General features: G+C 60.8%; 12 protein-coding genes and 2 tRNA genes. 4 read left to right on the forward strand and 10 right to left on the reverse strand.

The features are described from left to right. Nucleotides 1-25: 25 nt before the first annotated feature. From bamJ to BUE09_RS08800, 3 genes are all read right to left on the reverse strand, one after another. Nucleotides 26-790: a BamJ family beta-barrel-assembly machinery protein gene (gene bamJ / locus BUE09_RS08790; RefSeq protein WP_167369776.1), complete on the reverse strand. Its 765-nt coding sequence runs from the start codon at nucleotides 788-790 to the stop codon at nucleotides 26-28. A 239-nt stretch (nucleotides 791-1029) separates the two neighbouring features. Next, nucleotides 1030-1106: transfer RNA gene (locus BUE09_RS08795), tRNA-Asp, on the reverse strand. A gap of 13 nt (nucleotides 1107-1119) precedes the next feature. After that, nucleotides 1120-1195, reverse strand: a tRNA-Val gene (locus tag BUE09_RS08800). 213 nt (nucleotides 1196-1408) lie between these two features. On the opposite strand from BUE09_RS08800, the gene rdgC reads away from it, so the two are divergent. From rdgC to sugE, 3 genes are all read left to right on the forward strand, one after another. After that, nucleotides 1409-2329 (forward strand): recombination-associated protein RdgC, encoded by a 921-nt coding sequence (gene rdgC / locus BUE09_RS08805; RefSeq protein ID WP_073300637.1) that lies wholly within the window; start codon nucleotides 1409-1411, stop codon nucleotides 2327-2329. A gap of 59 nt (nucleotides 2330-2388) precedes the next feature. After that, entirely contained in the window at nucleotides 2389-3333 is a 945-nt protein-coding gene (locus BUE09_RS08810; protein ID WP_073300638.1) for a bile acid:sodium symporter family protein, read from the forward strand. A 137-nt stretch (nucleotides 3334-3470) separates the two neighbouring features. Continuing rightward, nucleotides 3471-3785: a quaternary ammonium compound efflux SMR transporter SugE gene (gene sugE / locus BUE09_RS08815; RefSeq protein ID WP_073300639.1), complete on the forward strand. Its 315-nt coding sequence runs from the start codon at nucleotides 3471-3473 to the stop codon at nucleotides 3783-3785. A 60-nt stretch (nucleotides 3786-3845) separates the two neighbouring features. Here sugE and malK read toward each other — a convergent pair whose 3' ends face one another. Further along, nucleotides 3846-4961, reverse strand: coding sequence for a maltose/maltodextrin ABC transporter ATP-binding protein MalK (gene malK, locus BUE09_RS08820; protein ID WP_073300640.1), 1116 nt, complete (start codon nucleotides 4959-4961; stop codon nucleotides 3846-3848). Between the two features lie 105 nt (nucleotides 4962-5066). Beyond that, a complete protein-coding gene (locus BUE09_RS08825) occupies nucleotides 5067-6686 on the reverse strand; it encodes an alpha-glucosidase family protein (RefSeq protein WP_073300641.1) in 1620 nt (539 codons plus the stop codon). A gap of 334 nt (nucleotides 6687-7020) precedes the next feature. Here BUE09_RS08825 and BUE09_RS08830 point away from each other — a divergent pair, with 334 nt between their 5' ends. After that, on the forward strand, nucleotides 7021-8298 hold the full coding sequence (locus tag BUE09_RS08830) for a hypothetical protein (RefSeq protein WP_073300642.1): 1278 nt from the start codon (nucleotides 7021-7023) through the stop codon (nucleotides 8296-8298). 47 nt (nucleotides 8299-8345) lie between these two features. Here the strand turns inward: BUE09_RS08830 and BUE09_RS08835 are convergent, their stop codons facing one another. The 5 genes from BUE09_RS08835 to malE all read right to left on the reverse strand — a co-directional run bounded on the left by BUE09_RS08835 (nucleotide 8346) and on the right by malE (nucleotide 15502). Next, a complete protein-coding gene (locus BUE09_RS08835; protein ID WP_073300643.1) occupies nucleotides 8346-8888 on the reverse strand; it encodes a sugar O-acetyltransferase in 543 nt (180 codons plus the stop codon). 83 nt (nucleotides 8889-8971) lie between these two features. Further along, nucleotides 8972-11716, reverse strand: a complete 2745-nt coding sequence (malT, locus tag BUE09_RS08840) for an HTH-type transcriptional regulator MalT (RefSeq protein WP_073300644.1) — start codon at nucleotides 11714-11716, stop codon at nucleotides 8972-8974. A gap of 63 nt (nucleotides 11717-11779) precedes the next feature. Then, entirely contained in the window at nucleotides 11780-12670 is an 891-nt protein-coding gene (gene malG, locus BUE09_RS08845; RefSeq protein WP_073300645.1) for a maltose ABC transporter permease MalG, read from the reverse strand. Nucleotides 12671-12681: 11 nt separating this feature from the next. After that, the gene (gene malF, locus BUE09_RS08850) at nucleotides 12682-14247 is read right to left on the reverse strand and encodes a maltose ABC transporter permease MalF (protein WP_073300646.1); all 1566 of its coding nucleotides are present in this window, start codon (nucleotides 14245-14247) and stop codon (nucleotides 12682-12684) included. Nucleotides 14248-14314: 67 nt separating this feature from the next. Then, nucleotides 14315-15502, reverse strand: a complete 1188-nt coding sequence (malE, locus tag BUE09_RS08855; RefSeq protein ID WP_073300647.1) for a maltose/maltodextrin ABC transporter substrate-binding protein MalE — start codon at nucleotides 15500-15502, stop codon at nucleotides 14315-14317. Nucleotides 15503-15570: the final 68 nt, after the last annotated feature.

Genomic DNA, 15570 nt, shown 5'->3' on the forward strand with positions numbered 1-15570 from the left:
GGGCGTTTTCGTTATACGGCAGAGCTTATTGCGCTTCGGTGCTTTCAGCCGATTCGCCAGCTTCCGCCTCGGGCTCAGCGGCCGGAGCGGCTTCGCTCTCTTCGCCTTTGATGCCCAGGAGCTCAAGATCGAAGACCAGCACCGAGTTGGCCGGGATCAGCGGGCTCGGGCTCTGCTCGCCATAGGCCAGCTCGCTCGGGATGTACAGCTTGTACTTCTCGCCTACATGCATCAGCTGCAGACCTTCTACCCAACCCGGAATCACACCGCCAACAGGCAGATCAATGGGCGTGCCGCGCTTGATCGAGCTATCGAAAACGGTGCCGTCAGTCAGGCTGCCTTCATAATGAACAGTGACGACATCATCCGGACCCGGCTGAGGGCCTTCGGCGGATTTGACCACCTCGTATTGCAGACCGGATTCGGTGGTCTTCACGCCTTCACGCTTGGCATTCTCTTCGAGGAACTTCTTCCCGGCCGCGACGGCCTCCTTATTCATCTCGACCATGCGCTCTTCGGCGCGCGTCTGCAGATAGGCGAAGGCTTCCATCAGTTCTTCGTCAGTCAGCTTTTGCTCTTTCTTGCCGACGGCATCATCGATGCCCTGAGCGACCGCTTCGGAATCAAGATCAGCCATCCCTTCTTGGGCCAGGCTCTTACCCATGTTCAGGCCGATGCCGTAAGAGGCTTTCTGCGCCGGAGTCTCCAGCTTGGCGCTGGTCTCCGAATCACAGCCAGCCAGGACCAAGCCAACCAGGGCTATCGCAGACGCCAAACGTTGAGGTCTCATTCTCTATCCTTATTACGCTTTGAAGGGGTGAAGCTAAACAGTTGCGGGAGCTTAACAGCCACCTTCGCCGGTAGCTACCGAACCCACCTGGGGAGTAGGTAAAGACAATGCAAAGTCAGGAAGTGCCGCACGAAACGCGCGAAGCGCTGAACGGACGTTTTTCGCAGGCATAAAAAAAGCGACCCTAAGGTCGCTTTCTTCGAGTCATCAAGGCGTTCAGTGGTCCTTGATGGCAAATATGGCGCAGCGGACGGGACTCGAACCCGCGACCCCCGGCGTGACAGGCCGGTATTCTAACCGACTGAACTACCGCTGCGCTAAACCTCGAGTGGTGGGTGATGACGGGATCGAACCGCCGACCCTCTGCTTGTAAGGCAGATGCTCTCCCAGCTGAGCTAATCACCCGTTTGCTCTCGAAGTGGGGCGCATTCTAGAGACGGATTCGAACCTTGGCAACCCCCTTTTGAAAAAAAAATTGAAGAACTTACAAAGACTTAGGAAACCCACTGTTTATGCGCGTTTTTGCGGTTTCCATCGGCATTGCCAGTTTTCAGGGTTGGCCTGCGTTACAGGGAGGGGAATAATGCGCGCTTTGCTTTTACCGGAGTTTCAATCGCCATGTGGTTTCGCAACCTGCTCGTCTACCGTCTCACTCAGAACATCCCTTTCGATGTCGAGGCACTTGAAACCGCACTGGCCGCCAAGCCCGCCCGCCCCTGCGCCAGCCAGGAGCTGAGCACCTACGGTTTCGTCGCGCCCTTCGGCAAGGGCGAAGACGCACCGCTGGTACATGCCAGCCAGGGCTTCCTGCTGATCTCCACGCGCAAGGAAGAGCGCATCCTGCCCGGCAGCGTGGTCAAGGACGCGCTGAAGGATAAGGTGGACGAGATCGAAAACGAGCAGATGCGCAAGGTCTACAAGAAAGAGCGTGAGCAGCTCAAGGACGACATCATCCAGGCTTTCCTGCCACGTGCATTCATTCGCAAGTCCGGCACCTTCGCGGCCATCGCGCCCGAGCAAGGTCTGATTCTGGTCGATGCTTCCAGCCCGAAGCGCGCCGAAGACCTGCTTTCTACGCTGCGTGAAGCCATCGGCTCGCTTCCGGTTCGCCCGTTGACCATCAAGATCGCGCCGTCTGCGACCATGACAGACTGGGTCAAGACCCAGAAAGCCGCGGATGATTTCTTCGTTCTCGACGAGTGCGAGCTGCGCGACACCCATGAAGACGGTGGCGTGGTGCGCTGCAAGCGCCAGGACCTGACCAGCGACGAAATCCAGCAACACCTGGAAGTCGGCAAGCAGGTCACCCAGCTGTCACTGGGCTGGCAGGACAAGCTGTCCTTCGTGCTCGACGACAAGCTGGTGATCAAGCGCCTGCGCTTCGAAGAGCTGCTGCAGGACCAGGCCGAACAGGACGGTGGCGACGACGACCTCGGTCAGCAGGACGCCAGCTTCCTGCTGATGATGTTGACCTTCAAGGAATTCCTGCCCGCGCTGTTCGAAGCCCTCGGTGGTGAGGAGATACCACAGGGCATCTAAACTGCCCTAGCCGTCAGCCCAGCTGACGGCAATCCCCCCATAACTACAAGGTAAGCCCGATGCGTGCCCTCGCCGCCCTCAGCCGCTTTGTCGGCAACACCTTCGCCCTCTGGGTCCTGCTGTTCGCCGTTCTCGCTTTTTTCCAGCCCAGCTGGTTCCTGCCCGCCACCGCCTGGATCGTGCCACTGCTGGGGCTGATCATGTTCGGCATGGGCCTGACACTGAAAGCGGCAGATTTCGCTGAAGTCGCGCGCCGCCCGCTCTGGGTGGCATTGGGTGTCGGCGCGCAATTTCTGATCATGCCTGCCCTCGCCTGGCTGCTATGCCAACTGCTAGGGCTGCCTGCAGAAATTGCGGTCGGTGTGATCCTGGTGGGTTGTTGCCCGGGTGGTACTGCTTCCAACGTGATCGCCTGGTTCTCTCGCGGCGACGTGGCGCTGTCGGTGGCGATCACGGCCGTCACTACCTTACTCGCCCCTTTGGTGACGCCGGCACTGATCTGGCTGCTGGCCTCGGCCTGGCTGCCAGTCAGCTTCGGAGCGTTGTTCATGTCCATTGTGCAGATCGTGCTGCTGCCAATCGCCCTAGGTCTGATCGCGCGCCGCCTGCTGGGCAACCGGGTGCATCAGGTGGTCGATATTCTGCCACTGGTTTCGGTGGTCAGCATTGTAATTATCGTGGCCGCGGTCGTTGCCGCCAGCCAGGCAAAGATCGCCGAATCCGGCTTGCTGATCATGGCGGTGGTGATTCTGCATAACAGCCTTGGGCTCGGCATCGGCTATCTGGTCGGGCGGCTGTTCGGCCTGCCATTGGCACAGCGCAAAACACTGTCAATTGAAGTCGGTATGCAGAACTCAGGATTGGGTGCGGCCTTGGCCAGCGCACACTTTTCGCCGTTGGCAGCGGTGCCCAGCGCGCTGTTCAGCGTCTGGCACAACCTGTCCGGTGCGCTGCTGGCGACGGTCTACCGTCGAATGAACGACGATGACCGACAAGCTCGTTAGCCATTGAAGCGCCACGGGTCCGGGACCACTTGCCCGGACCTGCTGAGTGTGCAAAATAGCGCCTACTGAGGACGACCTCAGGCTGTACAGACTCACCGGGGACGGCCCCGCCTGATTACCGTCCTGTCGAGGTGCGCATGTCTTGGGTCATTCTGTTTTTTGCCGGTCTGTTCGAGATTGGCTGGGCCGTTGGGCTGAAGTTCACCGAGGGGTTCACCCGCCCTCTTCCCACATTGCTTACTGTCGCTGCGATGGCCGCTAGCCTGGGCCTGCTCGGGCTTGCCATGAAGGAGTTGCCGCTGGGCACCGCCTACGCCGTCTGGACTGGAGTCGGTGCAGTGGGAACGGTGATCGCCGGCATCGTCTTGTTCGGGGAATCGATGAGCCTGTTTCGCCTCGGCAGCGTGCTATTGATCTGCATCGGACTGCTGGGTCTGAAGCTCAGTCATTGAAGCCATCCTGACAGCTGACCGAACGCCAGCCGTCATGGGCAATTTCGCTAAACAGGGCGCTCAGCCGAACAGTGCCGGCTCCCGATAGTGCCGATCACAAGCCTGACCATCGGCCTGGAACAGGTGGCATTTGTTGGCCAACAACCCCGTTGCGTAGGCCTGGCCCACCGCCACGCGGCGGTTACCGTCACTGGCAACCGCCACCATCTCGTCCACGCCTTCGAAGTTCAGATGCAGCAGATTGTGGTCGCCGAGGCGCTCAGCCACTGCAATTTCGCCATGGAAGACGAAATCAGCCTGTTCGGGGTCGACGAAATGTTCTGGCCGGACGCCCAGGGTCAGGGCATCGCCTGGAGCAACCTGACTGCCGTCGACAGGTAGCCGTAATGCGCTGCCCCCTGGCATCGCGACCTCCACCGATCCCGCATCGGCGCGTATCACCTTTACCGGCAGGAAATTCATCTGCGGTGAACCGATGAAGCCCGCTACGAACTGGTTCTTCGGGTAGTGATACAGCTCCAGCGGCGGCCCGACCTGAGCGATGCTGCCCGCGTTGAGCACAACGATCTTATCCGCCAGCGTCATGGCTTCGACCTGATCGTGCGTGACATAGATCATCGTGGACTGCAGTCGCTGGTGCAGGCGCGAGATCTCGATACGCATTTGCACGCGCAGAAAGGCGTCGAGGTTCGACAACGGCTCGTCGAACAGGAAGACCTTCGGTTCCCGCACCATGGTCCGGCCGATGGCAACGCGTTGACGCTGACCGCCGGACAGGTCCTTGGGTTTGCGATCAAGCATCTGATCGAGCTGAAGAATCTTTGCCACCGAATCGACGCGACGCTTGATTTCAGTCCTGTCGATCTTCGCCAGCTTCAGACCGAACGCCATGTTTTCCGCGACATTCATATGCGGGTAGAGCGCATAGGACTGGAACACCATGCCCACTGAACGATCCATGGGCGGCAGCTCATTGACCCGCTCGCCATCGATGCGCAGCTCCCCGTCCGTGATGTCCTCTAATCCGGCAATCAGTCGCAACAGTGTCGACTTGCCACAACCGGACGGGCCCACGAACACCACGAATTCGCCGTCGGCGATATCCAGATCGATACTGCGGGTGATAGGAACGTCATCGAAGCTCTTGCAGATATTCCGCAGGGTTACGCTGGCCATTACTGTTGTTCTCCTTCAAACAGCCGCCACGACGCATCGCGGCAAGCGAAACGGGCGATAGCAACCGGGTCGAGACGGACCAGACGCCCGTCCCAACCGACTCGCTCAGCCAAGCCGACGCGCAAATCCAAATCCATGCGCTGGCAAATGTACGCCGTGCCCCTCGAAAACGGCTGATGCCGAGGGCACGTCGAGGCCTTCGACCGGAGCCGACAGATCAAAGTGCCGCGCACTGTCGCCCAGATTGAACAGGCATACCCAGACCTCGTCATCCAGACGGCGCTCATACACCAGCAGCGCATCGTCATGGTAAACGGTGCGCATGCTTCCTTCGATCAACAAGCGCTGGTCCTGACGCCATGCAAGAAACCGGCGATAGATGTTGAGCATCGAATTCGGGTCCTGCTCCTGGGCGGCCACTGACATTGGCAAGTGACGATCGGCCATCGGCAACCAGGGCTGCTCCCGGCTGAAGCCACCGTGCTGATCCTGGTCGTGCCAAGGCATCGGTGTGCGGCAACCGTCGCGGCCTTTGAATTCCGGCCAGAAGCGAATGCCGTAAGGATCGACCAGCTGTTCGAACTGCAGCTCGGCCTCATCCAGCCCCAGCTCTTCGCCCTGATAAAGACACACGCTGCCGCGCATGGTCAGTAGCATCGCCATGAACATGCGGCCGCGCGCCAGATCAGGTTGATTGGCCAGCGCCCAGCGGCTCATGACCCGCACCACATCGTGATTGCCGATGGACCAGCACGGCCAGCCGTCTACCAGCTCGCGTTCCACGCAGTCGATGGTGTGCCGCAGAAAACCCGGGCTGCACTGTTCGGTCAGCAGATCGAAGGAGTACGCCATGTGCAGCGTGTCGCTGCCTCCCGTGTAAGCGGCCATGGTGCTCAACGAATGGTCGCAACCGATTTCGGCCACCGTGGCGCTGCCCGGGTAGCGTTCCAGCAACTGGCGAATACGCCGCAGGAAGTCGAGGTTTTCAGGCTGGGTCTTGTCGTACACGTGCTTCTGGAAGGCATAAGGATTGTCGGCGCGCACGCCGATGCTGCCCTCGCGAATGTCATGGTTCGGCGGGTTGTCGCGCAGTTCGCGGTCGTGAAAATAGAAGTTCGCCGCGTCCAGACGGAAGCCGTCGACGCCGAGTTTCAACCAGAATTCCATGTCCTCGAGCAGCTGTTGCTGCACCGCTTCGCAATGGAAGTTGAGGTCCGGCTGGCTGGAGAGGAAGTTGTGCAGGTAGTACTGCTTGCGGCGGCTGTCCCAGGTCCAGGCGGCACCGCCGAAGACCGACAGCCAATTGTTGGGCACGGTGCCGTCGTCTTTCGGGTCTGCCCAGACGTACCAGTCGGCTTTGTCGTTGTCGCGGCTCGAGCGGCTTTCCTTGAACCAGGCGTGCTGATCAGACGAGTGATTGAGCACCTGATCGATCAGGATGCGAATGCCACGCGCATGGGCAACATCAATGACCTGTTTGAAGTCTTCCAGCGTGCCGAACAGCGGATCGACGCCGCGGTAATCGGACACGTCATAGCCGAAGTCCTTCATCGGTGAGGTGAAGAACGGCGACAGCCAGATGGCATCGACGTTAAGGCTGGCGATGTAGTCGATCTTCTCGACCACACCGAGCAGATCGCCGACCCCGTCGCCGTTGCTGTCGAAAAAGCTGCGCGGGTAAACCTGATATATGACGCCGCCGCGCCACCAGTCATTGCGATTCATACAACCAACCTTCGATGTTTGGGAGAACACGCCGCCACTCTAGGTGCGTCATCCCGCCGCAACATCCTCCCGGCAGCGTAATACCGAGGCGTATGGCTCGGGCGTAGAGGCGGCCGGAGCGGGGGGCGTAGAGCGGGCTGCCGGAAGTCGCATATAGCCGCCCCGTCATTCGTCATAAAAATGTCGACAAACAAGCGAATCGACACTTATCTGTCACGAGCGGCTTTTAGGATCGATGCAGTTCCAGGACTGATCCGCAGTAGCCGCCGCTCAGCAACCTGCGCAGCCGCCCAGTCAGGAGCGACACGCATCCCAAATCCATGGAGAGATTTAAATGTTCAAGTGCAAGCCCCTCGCAGCCGCCATCATCGCGATTCTGGCCACTCAGGCTCACGCCCAAGACAACAGCGCAGAACAGAATCAGAGCGGTGCCGACAACGTTGTCGAAGTGACTCAGACTGGTGGTCAGGACAACATTTCCTATCAGTCCCAGACCGGGACCGGCAACGACGGTATGGTGACCCAGACCGACGCCACCATGTCCGATGCCGTGCAAACGCAGACCGGCGAACTGAACCGCGCGGACATCGTGCAGACCTCGACCGTGCAGAGCGAAGCCATCCAGCTGCAAAGTGGCGACAACCATGACGCGAGCATCGTCCAGAGCGACTCCACCGGCGCCACCGCTCGCCAGTATCAGGCGGGCAGCTTCAATACTGCGTACATCGAGCAGACCGCAGCTGACCTGAGCACCGCCGTGATCGATCAGGACGGCAACGACAACTTTGCCGAGTCCATCCAGACCAATACCGAACTGAGCGTTTCGGAACAACGCCAGATCGGCAATGACAACGTCTCGCTGGTCTGGCAGGAAAATGGCGCGCGTAACGACGGCGTGATTAATCAGGAAGGCAACGGCAACGACGCCACTGTTTATCAGATGGACGTTTCTGACTCCGTCGCCACCATCGACCAGATAGGTGATATGCAAGTCGCGTCCGTCACCCAGGAAGGCGCCGAGCATAGCGCTGAGATCCGGTCCAACGGACTGCAGAACGAAGCCTACATCGATCAGAGCGGCTCGCTGCAGACCGCGTCGATCTACCAGGACGGCACCGCCAACAGCGCCGACATCTTCCAGGTTGGCGATAGCAACACCGCCAGCACCGAGCAGACCGGCAACAACAACTATGCCATCGTCGATCAAGACGGCAGCATGATGACTGCTTCGCTGCAGCAGAACGGGCAGTTCAACGAGGCTTACGTCACTCAGGAAGGCGCCGATCATCTGATCGACTTCGCCCAGGATGGCGCCGACAACCTGCTCACCGTTGCCCAGAGCGGCACTGGCAACAAGCTGACCGGTTCCAGCTACGGCGACAACAACCGTGTCGACGTGCTACAGGGCGGCGACCTCAACGTGGCGGACATCCAGCAGATCTATGGCTCGGACAACGAAGTCAGCCTGACGCAAGCTGGCCAGGACAACATGGCGACCGTGCTTCAGGGCGGCGTAGGCAACCAGGCGATGCTGATGCAGAGCGGCATGGGCGACTCGGCAATGGTGTCGCAGATGGGCTCGGGCAACATGGCCACCGTGACCCAGCAGTAAGCAGTGCCGGCAGCCGGCCTCGGAGCCGGCTGCCATTCTTACGTCTATCAGCGACTACGGGCCGGATTGCCTACGACTGTCGTCCCCGCCGCCACATCCCGAGTCACCACGCTGCCCGCTCCGATCACGGCGTCATCGCCGATGGTTACGCCCGGCAGGATGATCGCGCCACCGCCAATCCAGACGTTCTCCCCAATCACCACCGGACGGCCGAATTCCAGGCCGCTGCGGCGCTCTTCCGCGCTTCGAGGATGGTCCGCCGCGTAAATCTGCGTAGCCGGTCCGATCTGCGCTCCCGAACCGATGCGCACCTCGACCACGTCGAGAATCACGCAATTGAAGTTGAAGAACACATCGTCGCCGAGGTGAATGTTGTAGCCGTAGTCGCAATGAAACGGCGGCCGGATCACAGCGCCTTCGCCTACGCTTCCTAAAAGCTCTTTCAGCAAGTTACGGCGCACCGTCGGTGTTTCGCCGAGCGCAGCGTTGTAACGCACCATCCAGGCTTTGGCCGCGGCTTGATCGGCCTGCAATTCGGCGTCACCGGGCCGGTAGAGTTCGCCGGCGAGCATCTTCTGTTTTTCGGTCATCGGCTTGTCAGGCTCCACTGGAAATGAACATGACGCATTCGGCCTTGGACCGGCCGGATGCGCCATTGCTCGTAAGCCACCCGCTATTCGCCCTGGATTTTGCTCAGCAGGCTACGCGCCAGCTGCACGGCCTCGTTGCGATGGGTGATGTTGAGCTTCTGATACAGACTGCGGATGTGCGTTTTGATCGTCGTCGGCGCGACATTCAGGTGTTCCGCAATCTGCTCGTTGGACTGCCCCGCGTGGATCAGGCTCAGCACCTGCCACTCTCGGCGCGTCAGCGGCGAATGGCGGATGAGCTCCGGCACATCCGGACGGTTGATGATGTCCTGGATCACCGCTTCGTCGAGGGTGATGCGAATCGCCCGGCTGAAGTCCCGCTGCTGCTGCGCCAGCTGTATCAGCCGGTCGGCACGCTGGGCTTCGAGTTCATCGAGCCGACGTTCATGCTGCAAGGCCTTGAGCATGGCGATCAGCAGTTTACCGACGCGCAGAAAGCTGCCGATGGCACCCGTGCTGCTCGCCAGGGTCAACGCCAGCTGCAGGTTATCCAGCGCCTGCTGACGCTCTTCCCGCAGCCAGTGCAGTTGCGCAAGCAGGATGTGGTTGCGGTTCAAGTCCATGATCAAGCCGTGCTGCTCCGCATCGATTTGCAGCTGCCTGAGGATCGGCAGCGCCTTGTCCGGCTGCTTCAGCGAAAGGTGGGCTCGTGCGTGGTTGCGGCCGTTGTACTGGGCGAAGTGATTGAGGCCGCGCTCGAGCGCTGGCGCCGTCAGCAGCCATTGCTGGATCGCGGTCTTGTCCTGGGTGGAGTCCCAGTAGCTGAGCATTACTGCATGGGCATTGGCGAGCCAGTCGACATGGTAATTGTCGTCAGCGAGCATGCTCTGGATCTTGCCTATGTAGTCCGCGCAGGCGCTCTGCTGGCCGCGCGCATGGGCGATCCCGGCCAGCAGGGCGTAACACTGCAGCAGCCAGCGGTCGCCGACGTCTTCGAGTATCTGGATGCCCTGCAGCGCGCACTGCTCGGCGGCATCCAGATGGTGCCACTCAAGCAGCACCTGACCACGCACGCGGTAGATGAACTCCATGATCGGGGTCGCCTGCAGGTCGGCCTGTTCGACGTACTGGATCGCCCGTTCCTGCAGCGAATAGGCCTTCTGAAGATAGCCCTGGGCAATGGCGATTTCAGAAAGCTGGCCGAGATTCCATACCACCAGGTGCGAGGCGCGAATCTCGCGGGCACGGCGTTCGGCCTCTTCATACTGCTTCTGCGCCTGCGGTAGCAGGCCCTGAACGAAATGCGCCTCGGCCAGGCCCGAGAGGGCTGCGACCTTCGAGGTGCGCATGATCAACGGCTCACGTACCAAGGCTTCCCGTGCCAGAGCGATTGCCTGCTCTTCATCACCACGGTTCATGGCGACCTGAGCGCGAACGGCGTTGAATTCGCCAACGATGCGCGCCCAGTCGTCTTCCGAACAGCTCTGCTGCAGGGCCTCTTCGCCGGCCTTGAACCAGCGCTCGACCTGATCGAACTGGTAGGAATTCTGCGACACCCAGGCCTGCAGCAGGGTCAACAGCGGCGAGCCGGCGATAACCGCCTCCGGCAGTGTTTCCAGGCATTGCTGCAGCAGCTCAAGGCGGCCCTGACGGTAGAACTGCCGGCCGTGGCGCTCCAGCACTTCGCCGACGCGGGTCGGGCAGCCGGCCTGTACCGCATGCCGCGCGGCCTCTTCCGGCAGGTTTTCCGCCATCAGCGCTTCGGCCGCACGCAAGTGCAGATCGGATAGCCGCTGAGGCTGATGGGTGCGCAGTTCGCCCAGCACAAAGGTGGCGAACAATGGGTGGTAGGCATACCACTGACGAAGGCCATCCAGCGATTGCAGAAACAGCCCGTTACGCTCCAATTGCTCGAGCATCCCGCGAGCATTGCTACCCTGAGTCAGTCGGTCGGCCAGTGCTGCGTTGAAGCGCTCCAGCAGACAGGTCGCTTGGAGGAATTCCAGCGTGCTTGCGCCCAGGTTGGCAACGACCTGCTCGCGCATGTAATCGCGAATATACGGATGGCCGAGCTGCAGGTTTTCCAGAAACAGGTCCATACCACGGCCCGTCTGCACTTCCTGCAGAACCAATTGCAATGCGCACGGCCAGCCACCGATACGCCGGTTCAAACGCTCGACCTGCTCGCGGTTGATCGAAACCGGCAGGCCCAGATCCAGCAGTGCCTGAACTTCGTCGGTTTCGAAGGCCAGGTGCTGAGCGTCGACGGTAAGCAGCTGATGCTTGACCCGTAGATCCGCCACGCCCAGTTCCGGCAGGCCGCGACTGCAGACCAATAGCGTCATCCAGCTCGGCATGTTGCGCAGGAAGAAGCGCAGCGCAGCGATGACTTCTGCGGTGTACAGCGTTTCGAAATCATCCAGTACCAGCAGCAGCGGTTCGTGCTCGCCCGGCAATTCGGCCAGCAGATGCGTAAGCAGCGTATCGAAAGCCTCCCTGCCCTGACCGGCCAGCAAGAGGCTGCGGGGACACCCATGCTCCAACTGAGCGTCGAGGGCGTGAAGCAGATAGCGGCCAAGCTGCAGCGAATCATTATCGCCTGGATGCAGCTGCAACCAGGCGACACGGCCCTCGAACGCCCTTGCCCACTGGCACGCCAGGGTCGTCTTGCCGAAACCGCTCGGTGCGTGCAGTACAGCCAGCCGCACCTCGCCAAGACGCTGAAACCACTCGTCAAGGCGTGGCCGCCCCAACAGGCCGCGCGGCAACAGCGGCATGTTCAGCTTCGCCGGTATCAGCGGCAAGGGTGCAGGTAGTGCGGCGTTCATGATCGTCTCCCGTTGTTCGTTCCCTGTTCCGATGTCGTGACGCATCGAGCTGTCCTGGGTCGATTAGCCCTTCACGCCTCCGGCTGTGAGCCCGCCGACGATCCACTTCTGGCAATACAGGAACACCGCGGTGATCGGCAGTCCGGAGAGCACCGCCGCCGCAGCGAAGTCGCCCCAGAGGTAGTTCTGGTCGTAGAGGTACTGTTGCGCACCGACCGACAAGGTGAGCTTGTCCACATCCATCAACAGCACCGAGGCAATGGGGTACTCGGTGACACTGGTGATGAAGGCGAGGATGAACACCACCGCCAGGATCGGCACGCTCATCGGCAAGAGGATGTGCACGAACGCTTGCCAGGTCGTGGCGCCGTCGACGATGGCCGCCTCTTCCAGCGAGCCGTCGATGCTCTCGAAGTAGCCCTTGATGGTCCAGATATGCAGCGCCATGCCACCCAGCGAGGCGATGATCACAGCGCCGTGGGTGTTAACGCCTAGCCAGCTGATGTGCTCACCGAGCTGATCGAACAAGGCGTAGATGGCCACCAGCGTCAATACTGGTGGAAACATCTGGAAGATCAGCATGCCCTTGAGAATCGGACTCTTGCCACCGAAGCGCAGCCGCGCAAAGGCATAGGCGCTGGTGGTCGAAAGCATGAGGATCAGCAGCGAGCTGATCAGCGCGATCTTCATCGAGTTCCACAGCCAGGTCAGCACGGGGAACGGCGGGCTGCTGACTTCGCCATTTTCATGGACGTAAGGGATGCCCAGCGCCAGCGACCAATGCTCCAGAGTCGGATTGTCCGGCAGCAGACTACCGGTGGCGAAGTTGCCCTCCCGGAAGGAGATCGACACCACCATCAGCAGTGGGAACACGATCAGCGCGACAAAGGCGAGCAAGCCTGCGTGCGTCAGCCAGACGCGGTATTTGACGGATTTCGGTTGAACCATGGCCATGTGCGTAATCCTCAGACCTTGACCTTGGAAAGCTTCAGGTTCAGCCAGGCCATGGCGCCGACGACGATAAAGATCAGCGTGGCGATGGCGGCGGCCAGGGCAAAGTTCTGCCCCGAATCCTGGAAGGCGATGCGGTAGGTGTAACTGACCAGCAGATCGGTGGTGCCCGCCGGGGTTGTGGTGCCGAGGATGTCGGGGCCGCCACGGGTCAGCAGCGTGATCAGCACGAAGTTGTTGAAGTTGAAGGCGAAGCTTGCGATCAGCAGCGGCGCCAGTGGCTTGATCAGCAGCGGCAGCGTGATCTTCAACAGGTTGTCGACTGGCGTCGCGCCGTCCATTGCCGAGGCCTCATAGAGGTCGCGCGGAATCGCCTGCAGCAGCCCCATGCACAGCAACAACATGTAGGGATAACCGAGCCAGGTGTTGACCATCAGGATCATGCTGCGCGCCAGGGTCGGGTCACTGAACCAGTCCGGCCGCACCCCGAACAGGCTGTCGAGCATCAGATTGATCTCACCGAAGCTCTGGTTGAACAGGCCTTTAAACACGAGGATCGAGATGAACGCCGGCACCGCGTACGGGAGAATCAGCATCAGCCGGTAGAACGCCTTGCCGCGAACCATCTCCCACTGCAGCAGACTGGCCAACACCAGGCCGACCGCGAGGGTGAAGACCACCGTCAGCGCGGCGAAGCACACCGTCCAGACGAAGATCTGCAGAAACGGGCCGCGAATCTTCGGATCGGTCAGCACCTTGGCGAAATTGCTCCAGCCGGCATAGACCGTGTAACCCGGCGCGACCTGCTGCCCTTCGGCATCGACGTAGAAGCCGATCTCATCGTTAGCCGTAAGGCGTTCACCGGTCTGGTTGTTGACCAGCGAGCCGTCGTCACGCAACCGGTACAGCGGCTCCACCGCGGCGACTTCACGCAGCCCATAAAGGCGCAGCAGCTGACCTTCATGACCGCGCATGACCCACTGTTCCAGTTGCTTGCGCTGGCGGATCACATCACGCAACGGCAAGGCCGCACCCAGGTTTTCGACCTCAGCCTCCCGGCTCATGCCAAGCGGCTCGCCCGCAACCGGCTCACCGGCCAGCGGAGCGGAAACCCAGACGCCCTGCTCGCCACGGTCGACCCGCAGGCGCATCTCACCGGCATCGTTCTGGTGCAGGCTGAAGCCGAAGCGTTCGCCTGCAAGGTAGGTCTGATTGAGGTGGTAACGCTGCGCCTGCTCGAAGCTCAGCAGGTTGGTGCCGCTGTAATTGGTGAAGCCGATGCCCACGGTGTAGAGCAGCGGGAAGATCACGAACACCAGCATCCCCGCTACCGCCGGGAATATGTAGCGATGGGCGTAGGCACGGCGGTTGATGAACACGAAACTGGCGATTCCGGCGACCACCAGCCCGAGCAGGGCGAACACGGTTTGCCCCTGCGCATAGAGCGCGATGATCAGGTACAGGGCAAAGGCGTTGCACAGCAGCCAAAGGCCCCAACGCATCGCGGCTGGCAGCTTGGGTATCGACAGTTTCGGCACAGCGCGGCCGGGCATTTCGGCAGGAACATTCACGGCGGACATCGGAATCTGGGCCTCAGGGCGCGCAGCCGAAGACGCAGGCGTCTCCAACTGCGGCTGTGGGTTGTCGTTATTTGACGATGCGTTTGGCGGCGTCATCCAGGGCGGCATCCACAGTTTGGCGACCGGAGGTGATGTTCGTCAGGGCAGGCTCCATGGCTGACCAGAACACGCCCATCTGCGGAATGTTCGGCATCGGACGGCCCTGCTGAGCACTCTCGAAGGTGGCCTTGATCATCGGATCGTCGGACAACTCGGCCATGAATTCCTTGTTCACCACCGCGCCCAACGGCACGTCGGCATTCACGGCTTTAAGGCCATCCACTTCCAGCAGGTAGTTTTCGAGAAACTCAACGGCGAGCGCCTGGTTCGGGCTGGCGGCGTTGAGGGTTGCGGCCATCACACCGGAGAACGGCTTGCTCGGGCTATCGCCTACCGCCGGGATCGGGGCCACGCCAAAGTCGATGCCGCTCTTCTTGATGTTCGACCAGGCCCAGGGGCCGCTGATGAACATCGCCGTATCGCCTTTATTGAAGGCGGCCTCTGCGGCGCTGTAGTCGGCGCCCTTGGGCATCACGCCCTCGTCGATCAAACGCTTGAGGACGGCTGCGCCCTGCTTGGCGCCCTCGTTATTGACGCCGGTCTTGCTGACGTCATAGCCCGAGCCGGTATCTTCGAAGGCATAACCGCCGTTGGCGGCCAGCAAAGCCCAGGTGAAATAGGTGTTGTTGTAGTCCCAGAGGATTGCGCGCTTGCCGTCGGCGGCGAGGTCCTTGTTCATCGCCAGGACTTCTTCGAAGGTCTTGGGCGGGGTCGACACCAGGGCCTTGTTATAGATCAGCGCAGGCGCTTCGACCGCCATTGGATAGCCCCACAGCTTGCCGTTGTAGCTGACGGCGTCCCAGGCGAAGTCAGCGACTTCCTGCTTGTTCTCGGCGCTGGGTGTGACGGGAGTGATCAGGCCACTCTGGGCCCACTCACCGAGGCGATCGTGCGCCCAGATGAAGATGTCCGGACCATTGCCGGTGGCGGCGGCCTGCTGGAATTTGTCCGTGGCTGCATCGGGGTGTGCCACCTCGACGGGAATGCCGGTTTCTTCGGTGAACTTCTTGCCTACCTCGGCCAGTCCCTTATGGCCTTTGTCGCCATTGATCCAGACGACCAGCTTGCCTTCTTCGATGGCGGCCTGGACAGACAGCGGCAGGCTCAGAGTTGCGGAGAGACCGAACGCGGCCGCTGCAAACAGCTTTTTATTCATGTAGGTATTTCCTCGTGGCTTCTTATTTTTGATCCACAACGTTCTGCGTGCCGTCTGACGGTCTCGCA

The organism is Stutzerimonas xanthomarina DSM 18231, assembly GCF_900129835.1.
GTDB lineage: Bacteria > Pseudomonadota > Gammaproteobacteria > Pseudomonadales > Pseudomonadaceae > Stutzerimonas > Stutzerimonas xanthomarina.